10 protein-coding genes are annotated in these 12,948 nt (G+C 69.7%); 1 reads left to right on the top strand and 9 read right to left on the bottom strand.

The genetic code is table 11. From position 1 onward, the window contains the following. Nucleotides 1-1,366, bottom strand: a 1,366-nt coding sequence (locus VGJ24_RS04080) for a DEAD/DEAH box helicase (protein WP_331499217.1), incomplete at its 3' end; no start/stop codon positions are given. An 84-nt stretch (nucleotides 1,367-1,450) separates the two neighbouring features. Further along, complete coding sequence (locus VGJ24_RS04075) at nucleotides 1,451-2,689, bottom strand: winged helix-turn-helix domain-containing protein (RefSeq protein ID WP_331499216.1); 1,239 nt, start codon at nucleotides 2,687-2,689, stop codon at nucleotides 1,451-1,453. A gap of 133 nt (nucleotides 2,690-2,822) precedes the next feature. On the opposite strand from VGJ24_RS04075, the gene VGJ24_RS04070 reads away from it, so the two are divergent. Next, nucleotides 2,823-4,706 (top strand): multicopper oxidase domain-containing protein, encoded by a 1,884-nt coding sequence (locus VGJ24_RS04070; protein WP_331499215.1) that lies wholly within the window; start codon nucleotides 2,823-2,825, stop codon nucleotides 4,704-4,706. A gap of 6 nt (nucleotides 4,707-4,712) precedes the next feature. Here the strand turns inward: VGJ24_RS04070 and VGJ24_RS04065 are convergent, their stop codons facing one another. The 7 genes from VGJ24_RS04065 to ahcY form a co-directional block, all read right to left on the bottom strand. Beyond that, nucleotides 4,713-5,393, bottom strand: a complete 681-nt coding sequence (locus VGJ24_RS04065; protein WP_331499214.1) for a response regulator transcription factor — start codon at nucleotides 5,391-5,393, stop codon at nucleotides 4,713-4,715. A gap of 92 nt (nucleotides 5,394-5,485) precedes the next feature. Beyond that, entirely contained in the window at nucleotides 5,486-6,094 is a 609-nt protein-coding gene (gene hpf, locus VGJ24_RS04060; protein WP_331499213.1) for a ribosome hibernation-promoting factor, HPF/YfiA family, read from the bottom strand. Nucleotides 6,095-6,528: 434 nt separating this feature from the next. Continuing rightward, the gene (locus VGJ24_RS04055) at nucleotides 6,529-7,239 is read right to left on the bottom strand and encodes a ComF family protein (RefSeq protein ID WP_331499212.1); all 711 of its coding nucleotides are present in this window, start codon (nucleotides 7,237-7,239) and stop codon (nucleotides 6,529-6,531) included. A 62-nt stretch (nucleotides 7,240-7,301) separates the two neighbouring features. Next, nucleotides 7,302-9,062: an LpqB family beta-propeller domain-containing protein gene (locus tag VGJ24_RS04050; RefSeq protein WP_331499211.1), complete on the bottom strand. Its 1,761-nt coding sequence runs from the start codon at nucleotides 9,060-9,062 to the stop codon at nucleotides 7,302-7,304. After that, nucleotides 9,059-10,675 (bottom strand): MtrAB system histidine kinase MtrB, encoded by a 1,617-nt coding sequence (gene mtrB / locus VGJ24_RS04045; RefSeq protein WP_331499210.1) that lies wholly within the window; start codon nucleotides 10,673-10,675, stop codon nucleotides 9,059-9,061. Before mtrB ends, VGJ24_RS04050 begins: the two co-directional genes overlap by 4 nt. Nucleotides 10,676-10,705: 30 nt before the next feature. Then, complete coding sequence (gene mtrA / locus VGJ24_RS04040; RefSeq protein ID WP_331499209.1) at nucleotides 10,706-11,410, bottom strand: MtrAB system response regulator MtrA; 705 nt, start codon at nucleotides 11,408-11,410, stop codon at nucleotides 10,706-10,708. Nucleotides 11,411-11,472: 62 nt separating this feature from the next. Further along, the gene (gene ahcY, locus VGJ24_RS04035; RefSeq protein ID WP_331499208.1) at nucleotides 11,473-12,915 is read right to left on the bottom strand and encodes an adenosylhomocysteinase; all 1,443 of its coding nucleotides are present in this window, start codon (nucleotides 12,913-12,915) and stop codon (nucleotides 11,473-11,475) included. Between the last annotated feature and the right edge of the window lie 33 nt (nucleotides 12,916-12,948).

Genomic DNA, 12,948 nt, shown 5'->3' with positions numbered 1-12,948 from the left:
GGATGCCGCGCTGGCGCAGCTTCTTCGACAGGTGCTCGGACTTCTCGACCGACACGGTGCCCACCAGCACGGGCTGGCCCTTGCCGAACCGGTCGGCGATGTCGTCCACCACCGCGTCGTACTTCGCCTCCTCGGTGCGGTAGACGAGGTCGGGCTGGTCGGCACGCACCATGGGGAGGTTGGTCGGGATCGGGACGACCCCGAGCTTGTAGATCTTGTCGAACTCGCTGGCCTCGGTCATCGCCGTGCCGGTCATCCCGGAGAGCTTCTCATAGAGGCGGAAGTAGTTCTGCAGCGTCACCGTGGCGAGGGTCTGGTACTCCTCACGGACCTCGACCCCCTCCTTGGCTTCGATCGCCTGGTGCAAGCCGTCGTTGTAGCGGCGGCCGGCCAGCATCCGGCCGGTGTGCTCGTCGACGATCAGGACCTCGCCGTCCATGACGACGTACTCCTTGTCGTTGCGGAACAGCTCCTTGGCCTTGATCGAGTTGTTCAGGAAGGAGATCAGCGGGGTGTTCGCCGACTCGTAGAGGTTCTCGATCCCGAGGTGGTCCTCGACCTTGGTGATGCCGGGCTCGAGCACCGAGATCGTGCGCTTCTTCTCGTCGACCTCGTAGTCGACGTCCTTGACCAGGCCGCGGGAGACCTTGGCGAACTCGTCGTACCAGCGCACCTCGTCCTGGGTCGGACCGCTGATGATCAGCGGCGTGCGCGCCTCGTCGATCAGGATCGAGTCGACCTCGTCAACGATCGCGAATGCGTGGCCGCGCTGCACGCACTCCTCCAGCGAGCTGGCCATGTTGTCGCGCAGATAGTCGAAGCCGAGCTCGTTGTTGGTGCCGTAGGTGACGTCGCAGTTGTAGGCCTCGCGGCGCTCGTCGGGCTTCATCGACGGCAGGATCACGCCGGTCGAGAGGCCGAGGAAGTGGTGGATGCGGCCCATCCACTCCGCGTGGTACTTCGCGAGGTAGTCGTTGACGGTGACGATGTGCACGCCGTTGCCGGCCAGCGCGTTGAGGTACGACGGCAGGGTCGCGACCAGGGTCTTGCCCTCACCGGTCTTCATCTCCGCGATGTTGCCGAGGTGGAGCGCCGCGCCGCCCATGATCTGCACGTCGTAGTGCCGCTGACCGATCACCCGCTTGGCCGCCTCGCGCACGGTCGCGAACGCCTCGGGCATCAGGTCGTCGAGGGTCTCGCCCGCCGCGAGCCGCTCCTTGAACTCGGCGGTCTGCGCCTGCAGGTCGGCGTCGCTCATCGCGACGAAGTCGTCCTCGATGGCGTTGACCGCTCGAGAGACCGCGTCCAGCTGGCGCAGGATCTTGCCCTCGCCGATGCGGAGCAGCTTGTCGATGATGGCAGGCACGGGTGACTCCCCGATTCGTGTGCGTCGGATGAACGCGTCAACTCTACCCAGCGGGCCGAACCCGGCCGATTCCTCGCCGGGGCGTCAGGCGACCAGCGAGGAGAGCGCCGGAGCCAGGTCGCCCCGCGGCTCGACGACCACCGTGTGCAGGCCCAGCCAGTCGGCGAGCCGCTCGAGCTCGACCGCCAGCTCCTCCGCGGTCTCGGCGGGCGCGCCGGGCTCGGCGTACGCGCCCTTGACCAGCAGGAGCCCGGTCTTCCGATCGGCCTTGAGGTCGACCCGGCCGACGATCTGGTCGCCGAGCAGGAACGGCAGGACGTAGTAGCCGTGGATGCGTTTCTCGACCGGGGTGTAGATCTCGATCCGGTAGAAGAAGTCGAACAGCGCCTCGGTGCGCTCGCGCTCCCACACCACGGGGTCGAACGGGCTCAGCAGGGTGCGGGCCCCGACGCGACGGGGAACGCGGGCGTCGCGGTGGAGGTACGCCTGGCGCCTGACGCCCTCGACCGTGACCGGCAGCAGCTCGCCCTCCTCGACGAGCTCGTTGATCGCGTCCTGGGCCGCGTGCAGGCCGGCCTTGGGCTGGAGCCGCATCCGGTAGTAGTCGGCCAGGTCGCGCGCGGTGGCGACGCCGTGTGAGCGGGCGGCCCGGCGAATCAGCTCCTTGTTCGCCTCGGCCTCGGTGGGCGCCGGCCTCTCGAGGTGCTCGCGGGGGATGACCCGCTCGGGGAGGTCGTAGCGGATCTCGAACTGGCTGTTGCGACCCGCGATCGCGACGTCGCCCACCATGAACATGTAGTCGAGGGCGCGTCGGCTGGTCGACCAGTTCCACCCCCAGTCCACCTTCTTCCGCGGCAGGCCGTCGTCGAGGTCGCGGGCGGTCGATGCTCCGCGATCGGCGATCTCCGCGAGCAGGCTGTCGGTGAGCTCCTCGGTGATGACGCTGCCCCACCACTTGTGGCGGCCGTCGCGGTAGCGCGCCATCCGGTGCCGCATCACCGGCCACAGGTCGACCGGCATGAACGCCTGGACGTGGGCCCAGTACTCCACCATCCGGCGTGGCCGGCCCTCAGACGCGCGGCGTACGAGGTCGACGTCGTAGGGACCCATGCGTGCGTAGAGCGGCATGTAGTGGGCCCGCTGCAGCACGTTCACGGAGTCGACCTGGAGCACACCGGTGCGGTCCAGGGTGCGCGCGAGCGTTCGCATCGTCGGCGGGGTGTGTCGAGGGTCGAGAAAGCCCTGGGCCGCCAGCGCGACGCGACGCGCCTGGGCCCGCGAGAGCGACGCGCGGGTGGCCGAGTGCAGGGTCGGGGAACGCACGGACGCGAACCTAGCGGGAGCCGGGGACAGACCTCGTACGCCGGACGGACGAGGTGTCGTCCGCAAGGATGATTTTCGGCCGCCAGGGCCAAATCGGCTGGCCCACCGGTCCGGCTCCCCACAGAATTCCAGGATGCACAGGGGGGACGTGTGGGGGAGTCGTCTGATCGGTCGGGTCACGGCGACCACGGCGGCGCTGGCACTGGCCGGCACCGCGGTCGTGCTGATGGGCCAGGGCCGCTCCGGTGCCGCCCTCGAGGCAGCGGCCGACAGCGCGACCGCGAAGACGACCGCGCCGAGCGCGGCGACCATCCACATCGTCGGCATCAGGCAGGGGTTCAGCCCGAAGATCACCACCGTTGCCAAGGGCGGAACCCTGATCATCGTCAACGATGACGCGACGTTCACCCACAGCATCACCTCGAACGCGATCGGCCCCAACGGCAAGCCGCTGTTCGATGTGGTGGTCAAGCCCGGCGCCACCAAGAGCGTGCCGATCTCGACGCTCGGCGGCGGCACCTACACCTACGTCTGCAAGTTCCACGGCCAGATGAAGGGGACGCTGGTCATCGACGGCCCGCCGGACGGCCAGATCACCAACGTCCCGAAGTTCCAGCAGCCGCTCGTCCAGCCTCCGCGGCTGCACGGCAAGCACATCACGATCGTGATGCGGAAGGCCAAGGTGCGGGTCCTCCCCCACGGACCCCGGACCCCGATGCTGACGTTCGGCGGCTCCTTCCCCGGGCCGACGATCGTGCGTCGCACCGGCCAGGACACGCAGGTCACCTTCGTCAACAAGCTCCCGCGCAAGGACGGCGCGGTCACCATCCACGAGCACGCCGGACATCAGAGGTCGAAGTACGACGGCCAGCCCGCGGCGTACCTGATCCGGCACGGCAAGAAGCGCACCTACGACTACCCGCTCCGCGACGCCGGTACGCCGCTGCCGGCGGCGCTGCGCTTCTACCACGACCACCGGATGGACAAGACGGCGCGGAACAACTGGTTCGGGCTGCAGGGGATGTTCCTGACCACCGACCCGCGCGAGGACCGGCTGGGGCTGCCGAAGGGGAGGTACGACATCCCGCTGGCGATCACCGACCGCAGCTTCCGCAAGCACAACCGGCTCCGCAACCCGTTCCGGCGGATGGCTCGGCAGATGGCCAACGACCCGTCGATGTCGGGGATGGCGAGGGCGGCCGCACCCGGCATGGAGACCGTCGGGCAGCAGGTGCTGGTCAACGGGCGGTTCGCGCCGTACAAGAAGGTGCGGCCCGGGCTGTACCGGCTGCAGATCCTGAACTCGTCGCTGTTCTCCAGCTACGACTTCGCACTCTCCGACGGCAGGCCGTTCACCCAGATCGGCACCGGGTCCGGGTTGCTGCCCCACCCGGTGCTGAGGCCGGACATCCTGCTCGGTCCCGCGCAGCGGGCCGACGTCGTCGTCGACTTCCGCGGGCTGGCCAGCACGAAGGTGCTGCTGTCCTCGATCCCGCGCACCGACGGCTCGACGAAGGGCACCGGCAGCCGTGAAGCCGCGCTCATGCAGTTCCGGGTGCACGGGAAGGCCGCCCCGAAGGCCAGGGTCCCGTTCGAGCTGGCCACCATCCAGCACTTCAAGGTCCCGAGGAAGACCGCCAAGGTCTGGAGGTTCGGGCTCAGCAAGGACCGCCACGGCTCCTACTGGTCGATCAACGGCAAGCGCTTCGACCCGAAGCGGGTCGACCACAAGGTGGTGCTCGGGTCGACCGAGCGTTGGAAGCTGGTCAACACCAGCCCCTTCACCCACTACGTGCACCTGCACGAGGAGCTCTGGCGGACGCTGGAGCGCGACGGCCACGCACCGCCCCCGTGGGAGCGGGGCTACGAGGACACCTGGCGCCTGGATCCCGGCGAGACCGTCGTGGTCGCCGCGAGGTTCACCGACTACACCGGGAAGTTCATGATCCACTGCCACATGCTCGACCACGAGGACGACGGCATGATGGCGACGTTCGAGGTCGTGAAGCGGAAGTAGGAGCGCCTACGGGAGCTCGACGATCTTCTCCCGCACGGCGTACAGCACGGCCTCCATGCGGGAGTGGAGCTGCAGCTTCTCCAGCAGGTTGCGCACGTGGTTCTTCACGGTGTTCTCGCTGATGAAGAGCTTCTTGGCGATGTCCTTGTTGTTCAGCCCCTGCGCCACCAGGCGGAGCACCTCGAGCTCGCGCTCGGTGAGCCGGAACGTCGAGACCGGGCCGCGGTCGGGCTGGGACATCTGCTTGAACTCGTCGATCAGCTTGACCGCCATCGACGGGCTGATCAGCGACTGGCCGTCGGCCACGACGCGGACCGCCTGCGCGACCTCCTCGATCGAGGAGTCCTTGAGCAGGTAGCCGTTGGCTCCGCTCTTGACGGCCTCGTACAGGTCGGACTCCTCGTCGGAGACCGTGAGCATCAGGATCTTGGCGGCCGGCACGGCCTCCTTGATCGCCACACAGGCCTCGATGCCGGAGATCTTCGGCATCCGTACGTCGAGCAGCACGACATCCGGGGCGACACGGCTCGCGAGCTCGATCCCGGTCTGTCCGTCACCCGCCTCCCCCACCACGTCGAGGCCGGGCTCGGCGTCCATGAGCATCGTCAGCCCGCGCCGGAACAGCTCCTGGTCGTCGACGATGATGACCCGGATCGGCTCCGTACCAGCGCCTGGGGGGAGAGACACGCGCCTAGCATGTCACGACCACGCAGGGGGATGGGCAGAAATGGTCATGGTCGGCCCCGATCTCGTGGCCCGTTCGGGTCATCTGCTCATGATCAGCCGGTGCCGTTCAGGTCGAGCGCGATGACCCCGTAGTCATAGCCCCTCCGGCGGTAGACCACGGCCGGCCGTTGGGTGTCCTGGTCGACGAACAGGTAGAAGTCGTGACCGACCAGCTCCATCTCGTACAACGCCTGGTCGAGGGTCATCGGGCGTGCGGCGTGCACCTTCTCGCGCACCACCGGGGGGCCGTCGCCGGTCACGGTCATCGAGGCGACCTTGCGCTGCGGGACGGCGTCGTCCTCGGCCGCCTCGGCCTCGGTCACCGTCGGCAGCTCGCCGGTCGACAAGCGGTTCCGGTAGGCGCGGACCTTGCGGTCGTTGGCCCGGCGCATCTGGGCGGCCATCTTGTTGACCGCGAGGTCCAGCGCGCCCATCTTGTCGACGGCGGCGGCCTCGGCCCGGATCACCGGCCCCTTGGAGTACGCCGTCAGCTCGATGCGGACGGCCCGGTCGGCCTGGCGCGGGTTGCGTTCCTTCTCGACCTCGACCTGCACCCGCATGATCCGGTGGTCGTGCTTCTCGAGTCGGCCGAGCTTGTCGGCCACATGGTCTCGGAAGCGTTCCGACAGCTCACAGTGCCGTCCGGTGACCACCACGTCCATGAATCCTCCTGATCTGGGCTTGCGGGTTACGAGGCCGTTTCCTCCCTCGCCGAGGAGGAGCCCGTCCGGCCGACCTGGTCTTCGTCCCCACACCCGCCTGCTGAGGGGGTCGCGGCTTGCGTGCCACTACTGCCCTTCTCCCGCAGGACCTCGTGTACGACGAGGGCTGCGAGGCAGGACTTACGACTAAGCCGCACCGTGATCGGCGCACCCCCGCGGACGACCCCGGTGAGAGGGCCGCAGCGGGTGAGCGCCTTACGTGGGCCGTTTCGCCTGCGACTGGCATCGGCTAGCCGACCCGACGCCCCGGGAACCCGGGGCGCCTGGACGACGCAACCACGGACCCGGACGGACTCCATGATCAGACGCTAGTCCGTGCCCGGTGATCGCGGAACCGGAATCCGGCAGGAGGACACCCCGATCCTGGCCGCACCTCACTCCACGGGAGTACGTCGCCGCGTGGCCGCCACCGCCACCGCCGCCAGCGGCGGGAGCCCGACCGACCGCAACGCCCGCTGCGCCTCCGCGGCCGTCGCGCCCGTGGTGAGCACGTCGTCGCACACCAGGGCGTGGAAGGCATGCCCGCCCTGCGCGAGACGCCGGACCGCCGGAGCGTGGACGCGGAAGGCGCCGGCCAGGTTGACCGCGCGAGCGCCCGCGCCCAGCCCGGACTGGTCGGCGAGACCGGGGCGGGTCCGCAACAGCGGCGCCCAACGCGCCGGGTGTCCGAGCGCGGTGAGGCGGGCGGCAGCGACCCGCACCAGACTGGTCGTCGGCTCGTGCCCGCGCTGCCGGATGGTGCTCGGCCGCGACGGCACCGGGACGAGGAGCAGCGGCACTCGGTCGTCTGCCACGGGCAGCAGGTCGGCGAGTGCGGCGTCTGCCGCGGTCGCGAGCAGCTCGCCCAGCGGCCCGGCCAGGCCGAGCAGCCGGCGCTCCTTGTGGCCCAGGATCATGGCCCGGACGGTCCCGTCGTACGCGGTGGCGGCCCAGGGGTCGGTCAGCCCGGGTGGGCGCGGCGTCGGCCACGCGGGGGCCGGGTGGGGGTCCAACGCGTCGGCGCACGTCGTACACAGGAGGCGGCCGGGGCGGGCACACCCGACACAGGTGCTGCCGAGCACCAGGTCGCGGAAGGAGTCGAGCACGCGCCGAGCCGACCACTGCCGCCGATCACGGGCAAGCGGTACGGCGCGCCCTGTGGATCAGGTCATCCGGCGTACGTGAGGTGGTGCAGGTCCTCGGTCGGGATCTGACGGTTCGGCACGATCTGGGACTCGCCCTGCGAGAGGGCCTGGAGTCCGGTCGGCAGCACGGCGAACGGCGGCTGGTCCGGCGAGCCGACCAGCGCGCGGACCCGTCCGCTGATCAGGGTGGGCGAGGCCTGGTCGGCCCTGGTCGACCCGTCCACGTTGAGGATGCGCACCTCCGCCTGGGAGACCGACAGCTGGTCGAGCACCGCGATGGTGGTCGGGGAGGTCCAGCCGATGTCACGGATGCGGGTCGTCCCCGATGACACCCACTGGATGGGCTTGGCGCGACTGGCGCCGATGGCGCGACCGCTGGCGTCGTACCGGATGCGGCTCGCCACGATGTTGTCACGCTCGGCCCCGCGCAGGACGGCGATGATCCGCGAGCCGTCGCGGGAGACGATGAACCGACGGACGTTCTCGCCGGTGATCCCGCGTACTCGGAGCGTGTGCTGGTGGCCCTTCGCGACGTACAGGACGGCGGCGCCATCCTCCGGGTCGTTGCGGATCTCCCACAACCGGTGGGCGAAGTCCCACGACGGTCGCAGCAGACCGGGACCGTCGAGGACCGTCTCGGGCTCGCTCGAGCCCAGCACGATGCCACCCACGAGCAGCGACGTCGGCGTCACCCCCGCGAGCTGCGTGCTGTCCAGGCTGACCGCGAACGGCCCGATCCCGGTCCGCTTCGTCCCGAACGGCCCGTTCACACTGGTCAGCTTCGTGACCGGCCCGGAGACGAGGCGCCCCCGCCGGAGGGCGTAGACCTGGGAGCTGGCGCGCGCCGCGGCCGGGTCGTAGTCGTTGAACGCGCTGCCGTTGACGGAGAACTTCGACGCGCCGGTGCTGTCGGTGATCGTGCGCCCGGCGATGGTCAGGGTGAACGTCGAGACGGACGGGTCCTGACGCAGGGTCCACGCGAGCTGGCTCAGCATCAGCCGTGTCGTGGTGGCACTGAGCAGTCCGGGATCCGGGCCGCTCAGGATCACCGCGGCGGTGCCGTTCCTGACCACGAGCGGGTCCACGTCCAGGCCGGGCGGCACGAAGGTCCGCACCACGCCGGTGAGCGAGGGTCGCGGACCGAGCAGCAGTCCGTGGACCAACGCGGTGATGAGCTGCTGCCCCTGCGGCATGTGCACCACCTCGGGAACGAGGATCCTGCCGGTCGGGTCGAAGAAGTAGAGAGAGGCGTCCTGGAACGACTGCTCGTAGAACGTGCGCGGCACGAGCAGCGCGTTCGGAGCCGAGGCGATGCGCCACTCACCGTTCTCCTTGCGCATCGGGAAGGTCAGCCGTGAGGCGGCGCGGCTGACGGGTCCCAGCCACTGACCTGCCGGGCCGATCCGGTCGGCACCGCGCAGCCGGGTACGTACGGTGGTCGTCCCGTGCGGCGGCCTGAGTCCGCTGTAGGCGACGACGCCCTGCTCGGGCTCCCAGACGGACTGGCCGGCGTTGGTCAGGTACTTCCTGGCGACCCGGGTCTGCAGCGGGGTCGCGGTCATCGCATCGAGGAAGCCGGTGACGATGCGGGACGCGCTCGCGCCGGGCGTGGGCGGCGGCGGGTTGTTATAGGGGTTGTCGATCGGAGCGGTCTGGACCGGCTCCCTGGCCTGGACGACCGGCCCCGCGTCGGGGACCTGGACGCAGGCCGTCAGGCACGCACCGGCGGCCACGACGACCGCTCCGGTCGTCCACGACGTGAGCCGGAACCCGGGTCGGCTCATGCCACCACCTCCGCGGCGTCCTCGGGCACGAGCGCGAGCGGACTGTGGCGGAGCGGGTGCCTGGCATGGCGGGGCAGGGTGAGGCGGAACTGGGCACCCTCGTTCGGCTTGCCCCATGCCTGCAGCCAGCCGCCGTGCAGGTGGGTGTCCTCCATGGCGATGGCCAGGCCGAGGCCGGTGCCGCCGCTGGTGCGCGCTCGCGCCGGGTCGGCGCGCCAGAAACGGTTGAACACCATGGCGGACTCCCCCACCGCCAGCCCGACGCCATGGTCTCGCACCGCGATCGCGGCCGCCTGTTCGTCGGCCGCCACGGTGATCACGATCTGCTTGCTCTCGGCGTGGTCGATGGCGTTGGTGACGAGATTGCGCACGATCCGTTCGAGACGGCGTACGTCGGCCTGCGCGACGCAGGGCGACTCGGGCGCCCGCACCACCACCTCGGTACTGCGCTGCTCGGCCAGAGCCCGGGTGCTGTCGACGACCCGGCGCACGACGTCGGTGAGGTTCACGTCGTCGAGGTCGAGCGCGGCCGCCCCGGCGTCGAAGCGACTGATCTCGAGCAGGTCGACCAGCAGCGTCTCGAACCTGTCCAGCTCGGTCTGGAGCAGCTCGGCGGCCCGTCGGGTCGGCGGGTCGAAGCCGACGCGCGCCTCGTGGAGCACTGAACCGGCCAGCCGGACGGTGGTCAGCGGCGTACGCAGCTCGTGCGAGACGTCGGAGACGAAGCGTCGCTGGACCCGGCTCAGCTCCTCGAGCTGACGGATCTGGCGCTGGAGGTTGGTCGCCATCTGGTTGAAGGAGATGGCCAGGCGCGCCAGGTCGTCCTCGCCGACCACCCGGAGCCGCTCCTGGAGCTGACCCGCGGCCAGTCGCTCGGCGACCCGGCGGGCCAGCCGGATCGGGGTGACGATCTGCCGGGTGAGCAGCCAGGTCAAGGCAGCGATCAGCAGGAGCAGCAGGGCACCTGCGGTCAGCAGTGCGCGTTCGACCAGTGCGAGCGTCTGCTGGACGTCGTCCAGTGGGAACAGGTAGTAGACGGTGCGACTCGACCCGTCCGCCGGGATGGTGACGGTCGAGCCCACGACGATGCCCGGGGTCGAGCTGGTCACCTCGCCGCGGCTGGAGAACCGGATGGTGGTGTAGGTCCAAGCGATCGTGGGTGAGCCGGACTCGTCGAAGTGGTCGACCAGCGACTGCGGCACGCTGGCGAGGTCGAGCTGGGGGGTCAGCTTGGTGCCGCGCTCGGCCAGGGAGGTGTGCGGAGCGCCCGGCCCGGCCATGACCACGCTGAAGCCACGTGCCTCGCCGCTGGTGAAGATCGAGTTGACCACGGTGTTGGCCTGGGCGTTGGCGTCGGTATCGGTGCCGGGGACCGCCGCGAGTCGCTCCTGGGCCGCCTGGTTCTCGGTGCCGGCCTCGCGCACGACGGTGTCGACCCGGTGGTCGAGCAGGCCCTGCTGGACCTGCCGGAGGAGGAACCAACCGACGGCGAGGACGACCACGGTGGAGAGGAGCACGGTGCTGACCACGACGCGCGCCTGGATCGAGCGTCGCCAGAAGGTCAGGCCGCGGCGGAGCGTCTCGGGAACGCTGCGTCCGGCCCGCTCAGCCACCGGTCATCCCCCCATCACGACGGGGTCATCTCACTGCTGCCCGCTGGTGCCGGCCTTGTAGCCGACGCCGCGCACGGTGAGCACGATCTCGGGGTTCTCCGGGTCGGTCTCGACCTTCGAGCGCAGCCGCTGGACGTGGACGTTGACCAGCCGGGTATCCGCGGCGTGGCGGTAGCCCCAGACCTGCTCGAGCAACACCTCGCGGGTGAACACCTGCCAGGGCTTGCGGGCCAGGCAGACCAGCAGGTCGAACTCCAGCGGGGTGAGGCTGACCGGCTGCCCGTCGCGGGTCACCGAGTGGCCGGCGACGTCGATGCTCAGGGGACCGACGGTGAGCGTGTCCGCGCCGGGCGAGTCGTTGCGGCGTACCCGGGCGCGGATGCGGGCGACCAGCTCCTTGGGCTTGAACGGCTTCACGACGTAGTCATCCGCGCCGGACTCCAGCCCGACGACGACGTCGATGGTGTCGCCCTTGGCGGTGAGCATCACGATCGGCACGCCGGACTCGGCCCGGATCTCCTTGCACACGTCGATGCCCCCCTTGCCGGGCAGCATCAGGTCGAGCAGGACGACGTCGGGCTTGTAGGCGCGGAACGCATCCAGCGCCTCGTCGCCGCGCTCCACGAGGTGGGCGTCGAAGCCTTCCTGGCGCAGCACGATCGACAGCATCTCGGACAAAGATGCGTCGTCGTCGACGACGAGCACACGCGCACGGAAGTCCTCGCCCTGGGTCACGGCTGCAATCTTGCCAGTCGAGACCGGGAAATCCCTGAGGAACGGCAGTGACGCGGCCGAGATCAGTACCGGTACTGCTCCGCCTTGTAGGGCCCGGAGACCGAGACCCCGAGGTACGACGCCTGCTCGTCGGTCAGCACGGTGAGCCTCACGCCGAGGGCGGCCAGGTGCAGGCGGGCGACCTCCTCGTCGAGGTGCTTGGGCAGCACGTAGACCCCGACCGGGTAGGCCTCCGGCTTGGTGAACAGCTCGACCTGTGCCAGCACCTGGTTGGTGAAGGAGTTCGACATCACGAAGCTCGGGTGGCCGGTGGCGTTGCCGAGGTTCATCAGCCGACCCTCGGAGAGCACGATGATGGAGTTGCCGGTGGGGAACGTCCACACGTCGACCTGCGGCTTGACGTTCTTCCGCTCGACGCCGGCGTAGGCCTCGAGGCCGGCCATGTCGATCTCGTTGTCGAAGTGGCCGATGTTGCCCAGGATCGCCTGGTGCTTCATCCGCGACATCTGCTCGGCGGTGACGACGTCCTTGTTGCCGGTCGCGGTGATCACGATGTCGGCGGTGCCCAGGACGTCCTCGAGGGTGGCGACCTGGTAGCCGTCCATGGCCGCCTGGAGCGCACAGATCGGGTCGATCTCCGTGATCACCACGCGAGCGCCCTGGCCGCGGAGGCTCTCGGCGCAGCCCTTGCCGACATCGCCGTACCCGCACACGACGGCGACCTTGCCGCCGATCAGGACGTCGGTGGCGCGGTTGATGCCGTCGATCAGGCTGTGCCGGCAGCCGTACTTGTTGTCGAACTTCGACTTGGTGACCGAGTCGTTGACGTTGATGGCCGGGAAGAGCAGCGAGCCTTCCTTCATCATCTCGTAGAGCCGGTGGACACCGGTCGTGGTCTCCTCGGTGACGCCGCGGATCTCAGCGGCGATCGGGGTCCAGCGGTCGACGTCCTCCTGGAGCGATGCGACCAGGACGTCGAAGACGACCTTCTGCTCGTGGCTGGCGGCGGTCGCCGGGTCGGGCGCCTCGCCCTTCTTCTCGGCCTCGACGCCGAGGTGGACCAGCATGGTGGCGTCGCCGCCGTCGTCCAGGATCATGTTGGCCTTCTGGCTCTGCCCGTCCTTGGCGGGCCAGATCAGGATCTGCTGGGTGCACCACCAGTACTCCTCCAGGGTCTCGCCCTTCCAGGCGAAGACCGGGACGCCCTGCGGGTCGTCGACGGTGCCGTTCGGCCCGACGACGACGGCGGCTGCCGCGTGGTCCTGGGTGGAGAAGATGTTGCACGAGGCCCAGCGCACCTCGGCGCCGAGCGCGACCAGGGTCTCGATCAGGACCGCGGTCTGGATGGTCATGTGCAGGGAGCCGGCGATCTTCGCGCCGGCGAGCGGCTTGCTCTCGCCGTAGCGCTCACGCATCGCCATCAGGCCGGGCATCTCGTGCTCGGCGAGGGTGATCTCGGTGCGGCCGAAGTCGGCCAGGCCCAGGTCGGCGACCTTGAAGTCCATCTGCTGCCTCCCGCTCTCCCGGTCGCTGGTCTG

This window comes from Nocardioides sp., assembly GCF_036493135.1.
Taxonomy (GTDB): domain Bacteria; phylum Actinomycetota; class Actinomycetes; order Propionibacteriales; family Nocardioidaceae; genus Nocardioides.
This window is presented reverse-complemented; position numbering and strand designations above follow the sequence as displayed.

What these genes read in the sequence shown, in the direction of transcription:
- VGJ24_RS04070 (WP_331499215.1), top strand. Translation starts at nt 2,823, where the DNA reads ATGCACAGGGGGGACGTGTGGGGGAGTCGTCTGATCGGTCGGGTCACG.
- ahcY (WP_331499208.1), bottom strand. Translation starts at nt 12,915, where the DNA reads ATGGACTTCAAGGTCGCCGACCTGGGCCTGGCCGACTTCGGCCGCACC.
- hpf (WP_331499213.1), bottom strand. Translation starts at nt 6,094, where the DNA reads ATGGACGTGGTGGTCACCGGACGGCACTGTGAGCTGTCGGAACGCTTC.
- VGJ24_RS04050 (WP_331499211.1), bottom strand. Translation starts at nt 9,062, where the DNA reads ATGAGCCGACCCGGGTTCCGGCTCACGTCGTGGACGACCGGAGCGGTC.